Annotated in this window: 12 protein-coding genes; 5 read left to right on the forward strand and 7 right to left on the reverse strand. The window is 72.2% G+C overall.

Annotated features, from left to right (window positions below; translation table 11 throughout):
• Window positions 1-12 precede the first annotated feature (12 nt).
• From R4Z62_RS15910 to R4Z62_RS15920, 3 genes are all read right to left on the reverse strand, one after another.
• Complete coding sequence (locus R4Z62_RS15910) at window positions 13-1,038, reverse strand: AI-2E family transporter (protein ID WP_064534203.1); 1,026 nt, start codon at window positions 1,036-1,038, stop codon at window positions 13-15.
• 154 nt (window positions 1,039-1,192) lie between these two features.
• Complete coding sequence (locus R4Z62_RS15915) at window positions 1,193-2,170, reverse strand: pirin family protein (RefSeq protein ID WP_355476544.1); 978 nt, start codon at window positions 2,168-2,170, stop codon at window positions 1,193-1,195.
• Window positions 2,171-2,369: 199 nt separating this feature from the next.
• Complete coding sequence (locus R4Z62_RS15920) at window positions 2,370-2,843, reverse strand: SseB family protein (protein WP_018569113.1); 474 nt, start codon at window positions 2,841-2,843, stop codon at window positions 2,370-2,372.
• A 139-nt stretch (window positions 2,844-2,982) separates the two neighbouring features.
• Here R4Z62_RS15920 and R4Z62_RS15925 point away from each other — a divergent pair, with 139 nt between their 5' ends.
• The 3 genes from R4Z62_RS15925 to R4Z62_RS15935 all read left to right on the forward strand — a co-directional run bounded on the left by R4Z62_RS15925 (window position 2,983) and on the right by R4Z62_RS15935 (window position 6,617).
• On the forward strand, window positions 2,983-4,809 hold the full coding sequence (locus R4Z62_RS15925; protein WP_491520120.1) for an acyl-CoA dehydrogenase: 1,827 nt from the start codon (window positions 2,983-2,985) through the stop codon (window positions 4,807-4,809).
• 117 nt (window positions 4,810-4,926) lie between these two features.
• Window positions 4,927-6,231 carry a M18 family aminopeptidase gene (locus R4Z62_RS15930; RefSeq protein ID WP_064534200.1) on the forward strand — a complete coding sequence of 435 codons (1,305 nt, stop codon included), beginning with the start codon at window positions 4,927-4,929 and terminating at the stop codon, window positions 6,229-6,231.
• Window positions 6,232-6,365: 134 nt separating this feature from the next.
• Window positions 6,366-6,617, forward strand: coding sequence for a DUF6458 family protein (locus R4Z62_RS15935; RefSeq protein ID WP_018569116.1), 252 nt, complete (start codon window positions 6,366-6,368; stop codon window positions 6,615-6,617).
• A gap of 69 nt (window positions 6,618-6,686) precedes the next feature.
• Here R4Z62_RS15935 and R4Z62_RS15940 read toward each other — a convergent pair whose 3' ends face one another.
• Window positions 6,687-8,516 (reverse strand): NHL domain-containing thioredoxin family protein, encoded by a 1,830-nt coding sequence (locus R4Z62_RS15940; protein ID WP_382848279.1) that lies wholly within the window; start codon window positions 8,514-8,516, stop codon window positions 6,687-6,689.
• Window positions 8,517-8,602: 86 nt separating this feature from the next.
• On the opposite strand from R4Z62_RS15940, the gene R4Z62_RS15945 reads away from it, so the two are divergent.
• Window positions 8,603-9,097 (forward strand): LURP-one-related/scramblase family protein, encoded by a 495-nt coding sequence (locus R4Z62_RS15945; RefSeq protein WP_018569118.1) that lies wholly within the window; start codon window positions 8,603-8,605, stop codon window positions 9,095-9,097.
• 237 nt (window positions 9,098-9,334) lie between these two features.
• On the opposite strand, the gene R4Z62_RS15950 is transcribed toward R4Z62_RS15945, so the two are convergent.
• Complete coding sequence (locus tag R4Z62_RS15950; protein ID WP_355476550.1) at window positions 9,335-10,108, reverse strand: carbon-nitrogen family hydrolase; 774 nt, start codon at window positions 10,106-10,108, stop codon at window positions 9,335-9,337.
• A gap of 221 nt (window positions 10,109-10,329) precedes the next feature.
• On the opposite strand from R4Z62_RS15950, the gene R4Z62_RS15955 reads away from it, so the two are divergent.
• On the forward strand, window positions 10,330-11,154 hold the full coding sequence (locus R4Z62_RS15955; RefSeq protein ID WP_355476552.1) for a maleylpyruvate isomerase family mycothiol-dependent enzyme: 825 nt from the start codon (window positions 10,330-10,332) through the stop codon (window positions 11,152-11,154).
• Between the two features lie 85 nt (window positions 11,155-11,239).
• Here R4Z62_RS15955 and R4Z62_RS15960 read toward each other — a convergent pair whose 3' ends face one another.
• Both R4Z62_RS15960 and R4Z62_RS15965 read right to left on the reverse strand, forming a co-directional pair.
• Window positions 11,240-12,556, reverse strand: coding sequence for an MFS transporter (locus R4Z62_RS15960; protein ID WP_064534192.1), 1,317 nt, complete (start codon window positions 12,554-12,556; stop codon window positions 11,240-11,242).
• Window positions 12,553-13,203 carry a GntR family transcriptional regulator gene (locus R4Z62_RS15965; RefSeq protein ID WP_064534190.1) on the reverse strand — a complete coding sequence of 217 codons (651 nt, stop codon included), beginning with the start codon at window positions 13,201-13,203 and terminating at the stop codon, window positions 12,553-12,555. Before R4Z62_RS15965 ends, R4Z62_RS15960 begins: the two co-directional genes overlap by 4 nt.
• Window positions 13,204-13,404: the final 201 nt, after the last annotated feature.

The following is a 13,404-nucleotide window of genomic DNA, read 5'->3' on the forward strand; positions in this document are numbered from 1 at the left end:
GGCAGGGGGAGGCTACGCGTACCGCTGCCGCAGTTCGTGGACGATCCCGGAGGCCGCCGCCGTCAGCGGCACCGCCAGCAGCATGCCGACGATCCCGGCGACCGCCGCCCCCGCGGTGATCGCCAGCAGCACGGCCGCGGGATGCAGCTGCACGGTCCGGCTCTGGATCACCGGCTGGAGCACATGCCCCTCCAGGACCTGTACGGCGAGCACCACGCCGAGCGCCCAGAGCGCGACGACGAACCCCCGGTCGGCGAGCGCCACCAGCACGGACACCGCCCCGGAGATGAAGGCCCCCAGATAGGGGATGTACGCGCCCACGAAGACCAGCGCGCCCAGCCCCAGCGCGCCCGGCACGTCCAGCAGGACCAGGCCGAGGGTGATGCACACGGCGTCGATGAACGCGATCAGGGTGGTCCCGCGCATGAAGCCCTCGACGGCGGCGAAGGCGCGGCGCGCCATGGCCTCCGCCGTGTCGGCGCTCTGCCCGGGGGACAGCGAGCGCAGCGCGCGCAGCGCCCGGCCCGAGTCGCGCAGGAAGAAGAAGACGAGCAGCAGCGCCAGCACCGCCATCGCCAGATACTCGGCGATCATGCTGACCCCGCTGATGACGTTGGAGACGGCCGTCCCGCCGAACTTCGACAACAGGTCGCGGCCGTGTGCGGCGAGGTCCTTGAGGGAGGTGCCGGCCGCCCCGAAGTGGTCGGCGAGCGACCGGGCCGCGTTCTCCAGCGAGGAGGCGATCTGCGGTCCGCTGTCGATCAGGGCGAGGGCCACGATGTAGCCGACGCCGCCGACGACCACCAGCACGGCGGCGCAGGTGATCCCGGCCGCGAGCGAGCGGTTCAGCCCGGCCCGCACCAGCCGCCGGAACAAGGGCCGCAGCAGCGCGGTCCCGAGCAGCGCGAGGAGTACCGGCGTGACCGTCGTACGGAAGGTCACGCACAGCCGCACCACGACCCACACCACGCCGGAGACGAGCAGCGCGACGGCGCACCAGGCGGCAAGGCGCCTCACGGGTTCGGGCAGCAGTCGCACCCCACCAGCGGACCACGCGCCGGGCGCGCTGTCCTGCACGGACGGCCCGCCCGGGTGACCGGTGCGGCGGGGCGTACGCGGGGCGCGCAGCGCGCCCCGGGGACACCCCGCCCGTACCGCGGACCGCCCGTGCCCGTACCGCGGACCGCCCGCGTCAGTCCCGCGGACCGTCCGCGGTCATGCCGTGCACGGCCGGGACCGTGCCGAGGCGGCCCTTCTGGAAGTCCTCGAAGGCCTGCTTCAGCTCGTCCTGGGTGTTCATGACGAACGGGCCGTAGTGGACCATGGGCTCCCGGATCGGCCGGCCGCCCAGCAGGACGACCTCCAGGTCCGGGGTGCGGGAGTCCTGCTGCTCGTCCGCGCGGACGGTCAGCGAGGAGCCCGCGCCGAAGACCGCCGTCTGCCCGGTGCGGACCGGGCGCCGGTCGGTGCCGGCGAAGCCCTGGCCCGCGAGGACGTAGGCGAGGCCGTTGAAGTCCTCGCGCCAGGGGAGCGTGACCTCGGCGCCCGGGGCGAGCGTCGCGTGGATCATGGTGATCGGGGTGTGGGTGATGCCGGGCCCGGCGTGCCCGTCCAGCTCACCGGCGATGACCCGCAGCAGCGCGCCGCCGTCGGGAGAGGTGAGCAGCTGGACCTGGCCGCCGCGGATGTCCTGGTAGCGCGGGGCCATCATCTTGTCCTCGGCGGGCAGGTTCACCCACAGCTGGAGGCCGTGGAAGAGGCCGCCGGACAGGACGAGGGACTCCGGGGGCGCCTCGATGTGCAGCAGGCCGCTGCCCGCGGTCATCCACTGGGTGTCGCCGTTGGTGATGGTGCCGCCACCGCCGTGGGAGTCCTGGTGGTCGAAGGTCCCGTCGATGATGTAGGTGACGGTCTCGAAGCCGCGGTGCGGGTGCCAGGGGGTGCCCTTGGGCTCACCGGGCGCGTACTCCACCTCGCCCATCTGGTCCATCATGATGAACGGGTCGAGATGGCGGTAGTTGATCCCGGCGAACGCCCGGCGCACCGGGAAGCCCTCGCCCTCGAAACCGCTGGGCGCGGTCGTGACGGCGAGCACGGGCCGTGCCACGGCGTCGGCGGGAGCGGTCACGCGGGGCAGCGTCAACGGGTTCTCGACGGTCACTGCAGGCATGTCGGTACCTCCTTGTGCGCTCACTCTAGTTGAGCATTCAACTTTCTGCCAGCCACAACGGAGACGGGCCGGGAGGCATTCCCCGCGGAGGGGTCCGAGGAGGCCGGGGCGATGGAGCGACGGGGGCGCGGGAGCGGACACGACGAGGCCCGGGGGCGCCCCTGGCGCACTCCCGGGCCGTGTACCGGAAGAAGCGTGCTCAGCCGTACATGCGGCGCATGGCGAAGTCGACCATCTGTTCGACCGCCTTGGCGTCGAAGACCATCCGGTGCTCGCCCTCCATGTCGAGGACGAAGCCGTACCCCGTGGGCAGGAGGTCGATGACCTCGGCACCGGTGATCACGAAGTACTTCGACTCCTTGCCCGCGTACCGGCGCAGTTCCTTGAGGGAGGTGAACATCGGGATCACCGGCTGCTGCGTGTTGTGCAGCGCCAGGAAGCCCGGGGTGTCGCCGCGCGGGCAGTACACCTTGGAGGTGGCGAAGACCTGCTGGAAGTCCTCGGCGGCCAGCTGTCCGGTGGTGAAGGCGCGCACCGCGTCGGCCAGCGACGGCGGCGACGGCTCCGGGTACAGCGGCGGCTGCTGCCCGTATCCGCCCCCGGGCATCTGCTGCTGCGGCGGAACGTAACCCTGCTGTGCGCCCGCGCCCGCGCTCTGGTCGTAGCCGTACATGGACCAAAGACTACTGAGTCACAGATGGCCCGCTCGGGGTTGCTTCTTATTACCGACGGGTAGCATCATCGGAGTTACTAGTTGGTACGTGAATGCGAGGAGTCAGTGCCTCGCCGAGTCCTCAACGGGAGCCGTCGCCATGGGGCACTACAAGTCGAATCTCCGTGACATCGAGTTCAACCTCTTCGAAGTGCTCGGGCGCGACAAGCTCTACGGCACCGGGCCGTTCGAGGAGATGGACACCGAGACCGCGCGCAGCGTCCTGGAGGAGCTGACCCGCCTGGCCGAGAACGATCTGGCGGAGTCCTTCGCGGACGCCGACCGCAACCCGCCGGTGTTCGACCCCGAGACCAGCACCGCGCCGGTTCCGGCGAGCTTCAAGAAGAGCTACCGGGCCTTCATGGACTCGGAGTACTGGCGGCTCGGCCTGCCCGAGGAGATCGGCGGCACCACCGCCCCGCCGTCCCTGATCTGGGCGTACGCGGAGCTGATCCTCGGCGCCAACCCGGCCATCTGGATGTACTCCTCCGGCCCGGCGTTCGCCCGCATCCTCTTCGAGGAGGGCACCGAGGAGCAGAAGAAGTGGGCCCGGATCGCGGTCGAGAAGACCTGGGGCTCCACCATGGTCCTCACCGAGCCCGACGCGGGCTCCGACGTGGGCGCCGGCCGCACCAGGGCCGTCCAGCAGGAGGACGGCTCCTGGCACATCGAGGGCGTGAAGCGCTTCATCACCTCCGGTGAGCACGACATGGAGGAGAACATCCTCCACTACGTCCTCGCCCGCCCCGAGGGCGCCGGTCCGGGCACCAAGGGCCTGTCCCTCTTCCTGGTGCCGAAGTACCTGTTCGACTTCGAGACCGGCGAGCTGGGCGAGCGCAACGGCGTCTACGCCACCAACGTCGAGCACAAGATGGGCCTCAAGGCGTCCAACACCTGCGAGATGACCTTCGGCGACCGCCACCCCGCCAAGGGCTGGCTGATCGGCGACAAGCACGACGGCATCCGCCAGATGTTCCGCATCATCGAGTTCGCCCGCATGATGGTCGGCACGAAGGCGATCTCCACCCTCTCCACCGGCTACCTCAACGCGCTGGAGTACGCCAAGGAGCGCGTCCAGGGTCCCGACCTGGCGAACTTCATGGACAAGACCGCGCCCAAGGTCACCATCACGCACCACCCCGACGTGCGCCGCTCGCTGATGACGCAGAAGGCGTACGCGGAAGGCATGCGCGCCCTGGTGCTGTACACCGCCTCCGTCCAGGACACCATCGCGGTCAAGGAGGCGAACGGCGAGGACGCCAAGGCCGAGCACGCGCTGAACGACCTGCTGCTGCCCATCGTCAAGGGCTACGGCTCCGAGAAGGGCTACGAGCAGCTCGCCCAGTCCCTCCAGACCTTCGGCGGCTCGGGCTTCCTCCAGGAGTACCCGATCGAGCAGTACATCCGCGACGCGAAGATCGACACCCTCTACGAGGGCACGACCGCGATCCAGGGCCAGGACTTCTTCTTCCGGAAGATCGTCCGCAACCAGGGCGCCGCGCTGAACTCGCTCGCCGAGGACATCAAGAAGTTCCTGGCGCTGGCCACCGGCGGCGAGGAGCTGTCCGGGGCCCGCGAGCACCTGGCCAAGGCCGCCGTCGAGCTGGAGGCCGTCGTCGGTCTGCTGCTGACCGACCTGGCCGCCACCGAGCAGGACGTCAAGAACATCTACAAGGTGGGCCTGAACACCACCCGCCTGCTGCTGGCCTGCGGTGACGTGGTCGTCGGCTATCTGCTGCTCAAGGGCGCGGCGATCGCGGCGGAGAAGCTCCAGACCGCCTCCGCCAAGGACCGCGCCTTCTACACCGGCAAGATCGCGGCGGCGAAGTTCTTCGCGGCCAACGTCCTGCCCGGCGTCACGCTGGCCCGCAAGCTGGCCCAGAACGTCGACCTGGACCTGATGGAGCTGGACGAGGCCGCGTTCTAGGGCCTGTCGTCAGATTCCCGTCGTCCGCCCCGCGCGGACCGCGCGGGGTCCCGACCGGGCCGTACGGGGTCCGCTCCCGGAGGAGGGAGCGGACCCCGTCGTCGTTAAGGTGAGGTCATGCGCACGAACCGGCCCTTCGACCGTGGCCACACCGACGACCTGATGTCCTTCCTGGCGGCCGCCCCGTCGCCGTACCACGCCGTGGCGAGCGCCGCGCAGCGGCTGGAGAAGGCCGGCTTCCGGCAGGTCGCCGAGACGGACGAGTGGGACGGCACCAGCGGCGGGAAGTTCGTGCTGCGCGGCGGCGCGATCGTCGCCTGGTACGTCCCCGAGGGCGCCGCCGCGCACACCCCCTTCCGCATCGTCGGCGCGCACACCGACTCGCCGAACCTGCGCGTCAAGCCGCTGCCCGACTCCGGGGCGCACGGCTGGCGCCAGATCGCCGTGGAGATCTACGGCGGCCCGCTGATGAACTCCTGGCTCGACCGCGACCTGGGCCTGGCCGGGCGGCTGACGCTGCGCGACGGCTCCACCCGCCTGGTGAACGTCGCCCGTCCGCTGCTGCGCGTCCCGCAGCTCGCCATCCACCTGGACCGCACGGTCTCCACCGAGGGACTGAAGCTGGACAAGCAGCGCCACCTCCAGCCGGTGTGGGGCCTCGGCGACGACGTCCGCGACGGCGACCTCGTCGCCTTCCTGGAGCAGGAGGCGGGCCTGGCGGCCGGCGAGGTCACCGGCTGGGACCTGATGACGCACTCCGTGGAGGCGCCCGCCTACCTGGGCCGCGACCGCGAGCTGGTGGCGGGCCCGCGCATGGACAACCTGCTCTCCGTGCACGCCGGGACGGCCGCGCTGGCCGCCGTGGCGACCGGGTCCGGCGCGGCGGACCTGCCGTACATCCCGGTCCTGGCCGCCTTCGACCACGAGGAGAACGGCTCCCAGTCCGACACCGGCGCGGACGGCCCGCTGCTCGGCGGCGTCCTGGAGCGTTCGGTGTTCGCGCGCGGCGGTGCGTACGAGGACCGGGCGCGCGCCTTCGCGGGCACCGTCTGCCTGTCCTCCGACACCGGCCACGCGGTGCACCCCAACTACGCCGAGCGGCACGACCCGACGCACCACCCGCGCGCGGGCGGCGGCCCCATCCTCAAGGTGAACGTCAACAACCGCTACGCCACCGACGGTTCGGGCCGGGCGCTGTTCGCGGCGGCCTGCGAGAAGGCGGGCGTGCCGTTCCAGTCGTTCGTCTCCAACAACTCCATGCCGTGCGGCACCACGATCGGCCCGATCACCGCGGCCCGGCACGGCATCAGGACCGTCGACATCGGTGTCGCGATCCTCTCCATGCACAGCGCCCGCGAACTGTGCGCGGCCGACGACCCGTTCCTGCTGGCCAACGCGCTGGTGGCGTTCCTGGAGGGCTGAGGGCGCGGCCCATGGGCGCCGCCCCCCGCATGTCCATCCGGCCCCGGGGTACCCGGAGTTGACCGGAGGGGACCGGAACGGCCGGAACCACCGGATCCGAACCGGACCTGGAACCGGGCTAGGAGGCGACACTCATGGGCCTCGGCGGGTGCATCATCCTCATCGCCGTGGGAGCCATCCTCACGTTCGCGACCGACTGGCACATGCAGGGGGTCAACCTGCACCTGGTCGGCGTCATCCTGATGATCGTCGGACTGATCGGCGTCACGACGTTCAGCAGCATCGCGCGGCGCCGCCGCGTCATGGTGCCGCCCGCGACGACCGTCGTCGAGGAGGAGCGGCACCACACCACACGTGACGGTTACAGCGACGGCTACGGTCTCTGACCGCGCCGCCGCGGGCCGGAGCCCACACGGGCTCCGGCCGGTGTCCGGGCCGGGCGGGGGCCCGGCCCGTCAGGCGTCCAGACCGGCCAGCACGAGCGGCAGCCGGTCGGCGCCGTCCCCGGCCAGCCGGACCGGGACGCCCCAGTCCTGCTGGTGCACATGGCAGGCCGGGTACGGGTTGTCCGGATCGTCGTCGCAGGAGGCGGCCATCGCGGAGACGTGCAGGACGCCTTCCCCGACAGCGGGGTTCAGCTCCAGGGCGCGGGCCAGGTCGGTGCCCGCGCCCTCGCCGTCGAGCAGCAGCTCGGGCGGGGTGGCGGAGACCAGCAGGCGGGTGGAGGGACCGTAACGGGTGTCCAGCTTCTGGCCCTTCGGCGCCTGGAAGATCACGTCCAGCCGGAGCCGGCCGGGGGCGACCTCGGTGGCGGCGCGGCGGGTGCGGTGGGCGACGGCCTGCACCCGTACCGCCTCCTCGGGCAGACGCAGCCGGGTCAGCCGGTGCCGGGCCGACTCCACCACCACGATGTCGTCGCCGTCGAGCACCGCGTCGCTGGGCTCGCGCAGATCCGTGGCGAGCGTGGTGACCTCGCCGGTGGCGGGGTCGTAGCGGCGCAGGGCGTGGTTGTAGGTGTCGGCGACGGCCACCGAGCCGTCCGGCAGGGCGGTGACCCCGAGCGGGTGCTGGAACAGGGCCTGTCCGGCGGCGCCGTCGCGGTGGCCGAAGTCGAACAGGCCGGTGCCCACGGCCGTGTGCACCGAGCCGTCCGCCTCCACCCAGCGCAGCGCGGAGGTCTCGGAGTCGGCCAGCCACAGCCGCTCGGGCGTGGCCGCGAGACCCGACGGCTGCGCGAACCACGCCTGGTCGGCGGGGCCGTCGACCAGGCCCTCGTTGGTCGTGCCGGCGGCGACGGACACGGTGTGCCCGGCCGGGTCGTACGTCCACAGCTGGTGCACGCCCGACATGGCGATCCACACCCGGCCCTGCCACCAGGCCACGTCCCAGGGCGAGGAGAGGTCGGTCTCGCGGGCCGGCCCGGCGGTCGGTGAGCCCTGCCACCACTGGCGGCCGGTCCCGGCGAGGGTGGTGACCTCGCCGGTGGCCGGGTCCAGGCGGCGCAGCGCGTGGTTGACGGTGTCGGCGACGACGACCGAGCCGTCGTCGAGCAGGGCCAGCCCCTGCGGCTCGCTGAAGCAGGCCGTGGCGGCGTCGCCGTCGGTGAATCCGCGCGTCCCGGAGCCGATCCGGCGCAGCTCGCTCTCCCCGTCCCCGGCCAGCTCCACGATCTGGTGCCGGGTGGTGTCGCTGACCAGGAAGGTCCCGGCGGGCAGGCGCAGCGCCTTGCCGGGGAAGCGCAGGGTGGTGGGCTCGGGCTCCGGCGGTACGTAGGGCCCGTCGCCGCGCCGCAGGGTGCCCTTGGCGGTGTGCTCGGCCTCCAGCTCCTCGACCAGCCGTTCGATGGCGTGCGCATGGCCCTCGCCCGCGTGCTGGGCGACGACATAGCCCTCCGGGTCGATCACGACCAGCGTCGGCCAGGCCCGTACCGCGTACTGCTTCCAGGTGGCCAGCTGCGGGTCGTCGAGCACGGGGTGCTCCACGCCGTACCGCTCCACGGCGTCGACGACGGCCCGGTGCTCGGCCTCGTGCGCGAACTTCGGGGAGTGCACGCCGACCACGACCACCGTGTCGCGGTGTTTCTCCTCCAGCTCGCGCAGCTCGTCCAGGACGTGCAGGCAGTTGATGCAGCAGAAGGTCCAGAAGTCCAGCAGGACGATGCGTCCGCGCAGGTCGGCGAGGCTGTACTGCCGTCCGCCGGTGTTCAGCCAGCCGCCCTCGCCGGTCAGCTCGGGGGCGCGGACACGGGCGCGTCGCGGGGTCGGGGTCGGGGCCGGTTCGCTCATGTGTCAAGGGTGCCACCGGCCGGCCGCGCTCAGCCCGTCGGCCTACCGGCGGCGTCGGGCGGGCCCGGCCGGGGAAGCCGTGAGGCATGAGATTCCTCGTACGCGACCGGATCCTCGGCATCGGTGACGACTACTGGATCGAGGACGAGCACGGAGACAAGGTCTTCCTCGTCGACGGCAAGGCGATGCGGCTGCGGGACACCTTCGAGCTGAAGGACGCCCGCGGCCGGGTCCTGATCGACATCCACCAGAAGATGTTCGCGCTGCGGGACACGATGGTGATCGAGCGGGACGGGGAGGCGCTGGCGAAGATCCGCCGCAAGCGGCTGTCGCTGCTGCGCAACCACTACCGGGTGTCCCTGGCCGACGGCACCGAGCTGGACGTCAGCGGCAAGATCCTCGACCGGGAGTTCGCCGTCGAGTACGACGGGGAGCTGCTGGCCGTGATCTCCCGGCGGTGGCTGAGCGTCGTCGAGACCTACGGCGTCGACATCGTGCGCGACGACGCGGACCCGGCGCTGCTGATCTCGGTGGCGGTGTGCGTGATCCACCTGGCGGAGAAGGAACGGGACGAGGGCTGATCCGGCGGCCGGACGGGCGGGCCGGGTGCATGGGGCGGGCCGGGTGCATGGGGCGGGCCGGGTGCGTGGGGCGCGGCTCGCCCACCGGCTGCCCGCGCAGGGCGGTCCCGGGTACGCGGGGCGCGCGGGGGTGCCGGGAGCACGCGGGCCCTGGCCCCGGCCCGGGTGCAGGGCCGGGGCGCCGGGCCGGGCGCCAGGCGCGGGGCGCCGGACCGGGACGACCGCTCGGTCGCCGGGTCAGAGGACCCGGTCCTTGAGGGCCGGGAACTGCTCGCGGGTGCGTGCCACCTTCGCGGGGTCGAACTCGGCGCGCAGGACCTCCTCGTCCGCTCCGGCCTCCGCCAGCACCTCGCCCCAGGGATCCACCACGATCGAGTGACCGGCCTGGGGAACCCCGGCGTGGGTCCCGGCCGTTCCGCAGGCGAGCACGAACGCCTGGTTCTCCACCGCCCGCGCGCGGGCCAGCAGCGTCCAGTGCGCCCGGCGGCGCTCCGGCCAGCCCGCCGGGACGACCAGGGTCTCGGCGCCCGCGTCGACGAGGCCGCGGAACAGCTCGGGGAAACGGAGGTCGTAGCAGGTCGCCACACCGACGACCGTCTCCGGCAGCCGGACCGCGACCAGGTCCCGGCCGGCCCCCATCAGCACCGCCTCGCCCTGGTCGAAGCCGAAGCGGTGGATCTTGCGGTAGGAGGCGGCCAGGTCTCCGGACGGAGTGAAGACGAGGGAGGTGTTGTAGAGGGTGCCGTCGATGTCCCGTTCCGGCACCGAGCCGGCGTGCAGCCACACGCCCGCGTCGGCCGCGGCCGCGCCCATCGCCTCGTACGTCGGCCCCCGCAGCGGCTCCGCCGCGCCGTCGAACTCGTCGAAGGCGAAGGCCCCCGTGGTCCACAGCTCCGGCAGCACGACCAGGTCGGCCGCGGACTCCGCGCGTACCAGCGAGGCCGCGCGCCGCCGTCGTACGGCGACCGATTCGCCCTCGTCCACGGCGATCTGGATCAGAGAGGCGCGCACACTACCACCGTCCTGGCAATCGAGTTGTCCCGACGGGCCTACGATCGTCACACGAAAGCACTGCCGGGGTGCCTCACAGCAGCGTAACTTGGGGATCCCCCCTGTCTCGAAGCGGAGCGAGAGCCCGGGGGATGCCCAAGCCGCCCGCCGACCGCCACCACTCCCCACTGGCAATGCCGCCACAACCTGACCGTGTACCGACCGCCGAGGGGTCCCGTTCCGTGAGTCTGCATCCCACCCTCCAGCCCTACGCCGATGCCTGGACCCACTCCGTCGAGGCGATATCCGAGCTGGTGCAGCCGCTCGTGGAGGGCGAGTGGAACCGGCGGACCCCCTGCCCGGGATGGTCCGTCCGCGACATCGTCTCGCATGTCATCGGCATGGACTGCGAGGCGCTGGGCGACCCGCGCCCCATCCACGCGCTGCCGCGCGACCTGTTCCACGTCACCAACGAGCACCAGCGCTACATGGAGATGCAGGTCGACGTCCGCCGTCACCACACGGCGCCGGAGATGACCTCCGAGCTGGAGTACACGGTCATCCGCCGCAACCGGCAGCTGCGCAACGAGTCCCGCGACCCGGGCACCAAGGTGCGCGGCCCGCTCGGCGCGGACATCACCCTGGAGGAGTCGATGCGCTACCGCGCCTTCGACATCTGGGTGCACGAACAGGACCTGCGCGCCGCCCTCGGCCGCCCCGGCGACCTCGACTCGCCCGGCGCGTACGTCGCCCGGGACCATCTGCTCGACGCGCTGCCGGAGGTCGTGGCGGTGCGGGCGGACGCGCCGCGCAGTTCGGCGATCGTCTTCGACGTGCACGGCCCGGTGGAGTTCCTGCGCACGATCCGCGTCGACATCCAGGGCCGCGGCACCCTGGAGACGGCGCCCGCGCTGGGCCCGGCGGCGGCCCTCTCCCTGGACTGGGAGACGTACGTCCGGCTGGCCTGCGGCCGGACCACCCCGGAGGCGGTGGCGGACCGGGTGAAGACGGAGGGCGACCCGGAGCTGACGGCGGCGATCCTGCGGAACTTCACGGTCACGCAGTAGGAGCAGCAGGAACCGGCGCTCGGGCCCACGGCGTGACGCCGGTCCCCGCCGCGGACCGGACCGGACCGGCGTCCGGTGGGCGGGCTCAGGCGGGGACGTGCACCGACTCCACCCGGCTCGCCACCAGCCGCTCCCGCTCCCGGCGCGCCGCCCGCCCGCGCAGCCGGAGGATCTGGCTGACCCCGAGCGCCTGGAGGACGAACACGGCGCAGAAGGCGACCGTGTAGTCGTCGTCCGTCGCGTCCAGCAGCACACCGATCGCGAACAGCGTCGTCATCGAGGCGATGAAACCGCCCATGTTGGTGATGCCGGAGGCGGTGCCCTGCCGCTCCGCCGGGTTGGCGGGCCGGGCGAAGTCGAACCCGATCATCGAGGCCGGGCCGCACGCCCCGAGCACCGCGCACAGCGTCACCAGCAGCCACATCGGCGCGCGTTCGCCCGGGTAGAGCAGGGTCGCCGCCCACATCGCGGCGGTCACCGCGACCGTGCCGAGCGCCAGCGGCAGCCGGGCCGCGTGGTGCCGGGCGACGATCTGGCCGTAGACCAGGCCGACGGCCATGTTCGACAGGACGACGAGCGTGAGCAGTTCACCGGCCGTGCCGCGCGACAGGCCCTGCGCCTCCACCAGGAAGGGCAGGCCCCACAGCAGCAGGAACACCATCGCCGGGAACTGCGTGGTGAAGTGCACCCACATGCCCAGCCGGGTCCCCGGCTCGCGCCAGGACGCGGCGATCTGCCGGCGCACATAGGCGGCACCCTGATGCGGCACCGGCTCCGGCTCGTGGCCCTCGGGGTGGTCCTTCAGGAAGAGGACCAGCAGCACCAGCACCACCGCACCGGCCAGCGAGCTGCCCGCGAAGGCCGCCGTCCAGCCCACCCCATGCAGCAGCCGGGCCAGCACCAGGGTGGAGACGAGGTTGCCCGCCATGCCGACGAGCCCGGCGAGCTGCGCGACCATCGGCCCGCGCCGCGCCGGGAACCACCGGGTGCCCAGCCGCAGCACGCTGATGAAGGTCATGGCGTCGCCGCAGCCGAGCAGCGCCCGGGAGGCGAGCGCGGTGCCGTACGACGCCGAGAAGGCGAAGCCGAGCTGACCGGCCGTGAACAGCACCACGCCGATGCCCAGCACCTTCTTGGTGCCGAGCCGGTCGACGAGCAGGCCGACGGGTATCTGCATGCCCGCGTAGACCAGCAGCTGGAGGATGGAGAAGGTGGACAGCGCGGAGGCGCCCACGTGGAAGCGGTCGGCGGCGTCGAGTCCGGCGACGCCCAGCGAGGTGCGGAAGATGACCGCGACGAAGTAGACGGCGACACCTATGCACCACACGGCGACGGCCCGCCGGCCGCCCGGCGGATCGCCGGGGAGGGCGACGGAGGCCGTCGTACCGGCCGTGGAGCTCATCGGACCTCACCCCGCGCCAGGTGCGAGAACCAGCTGACGTGCCGGTGGACGACCCCGACGGCCGCCTCGGCGTCGCCGTCGCGCAGCGCCCGCAGGATCTCCTCGTGCTCGGCGAGCGTCTTGGCGATCCGGTCGGGGTGCGAGTGCAGGACGGCCACGCCCATGCGCAACTGCCGGTCGCGGAGCTGGTCGTAGAGGCGGGAGAGGATCTCGTTGCCGCCGCTGCGGACGATCTCCGCGTGGAAGCAGCGGTCGGTGACGGAGGCCGCCGCGAGGTCGCCCGCCGCCGCCTGCTCCTTCTGCTGCTCCAGCAGTTCCTCCAGCCGGGCGATGAGGGCGGGCGGGGCCGGGACGGCCTTGCGCGCGGCGTGCTCCTCGACCAGCTGCCGGGTCTCGACGACGTCCGCGATCTCCTGGGCGGACACCGGCAGGACCAGCGCTCCCTTCTTCGGGTACAGCTTGAGCAGCCCCTCGACCTCCAGGCGCAGCAGCGCCTCGCGCACCGGAGTGCGGGACACCCCGACCGCCTCGGCCAGCTCGCCCTCGGTCAGCAGGGTGCCGCCCTCGTAGCTGCGGTCCAGCACCGCTTGCTTGACATGGGTGTACACGCGGTCGGCGGCGGGGGGCTGCTTCACTGCCAGGCTCATGCCGACAGCATAGATACAACACGTACGCGCGATGGATGCCGTCCAGCATGCGGACCGGCCGCCGCGATCCGCACGCTTCCCCTCGTTTTCCCCTCGTCCCGTGAACAACCAACTGTGCTACTTACGTGTCCTACAGACGCGGCCCCTCTTTGGTTGTCCCACAACTCGGCCGCACCACAGGGTCTTTCGACATAATCGGGG

This window comes from Streptomyces sp. PL-25 (assembly GCF_058344915.1).

Excerpts from the sequence above, each read along its gene's own strand:
- R4Z62_RS15915 (WP_355476544.1), bottom strand. The coding sequence starts at position 2,170 with ATGCCTGCAGTGACCGTCGAGAACCCGTTGACGCTGCCCCGCGTGACC.
- R4Z62_RS15920 (WP_018569113.1), bottom strand. The coding sequence starts at position 2,843 with ATGTACGGCTACGACCAGAGCGCGGGCGCGGGCGCACAGCAGGGTTAC.
- R4Z62_RS15925 (WP_491520120.1), top strand. The coding sequence starts at position 2,983 with ATGGGGCACTACAAGTCGAATCTCCGTGACATCGAGTTCAACCTCTTC.
- R4Z62_RS15930 (WP_064534200.1), top strand. The coding sequence starts at position 4,927 with ATGCGCACGAACCGGCCCTTCGACCGTGGCCACACCGACGACCTGATG.
- R4Z62_RS15935 (WP_018569116.1), top strand. The coding sequence starts at position 6,366 with ATGGGCCTCGGCGGGTGCATCATCCTCATCGCCGTGGGAGCCATCCTC.
- R4Z62_RS15940 (WP_382848279.1), bottom strand. The coding sequence starts at position 8,516 with ATGAGCGAACCGGCCCCGACCCCGACCCCGCGACGCGCCCGTGTCCGC.
- R4Z62_RS15945 (WP_018569118.1), top strand. The coding sequence starts at position 8,603 with ATGAGATTCCTCGTACGCGACCGGATCCTCGGCATCGGTGACGACTAC.
- R4Z62_RS15960 (WP_064534192.1), bottom strand. The coding sequence starts at position 12,556 with ATGAGCTCCACGGCCGGTACGACGGCCTCCGTCGCCCTCCCCGGCGAT.
- R4Z62_RS15965 (WP_064534190.1), bottom strand. The coding sequence starts at position 13,203 with ATGAGCCTGGCAGTGAAGCAGCCCCCCGCCGCCGACCGCGTGTACACC.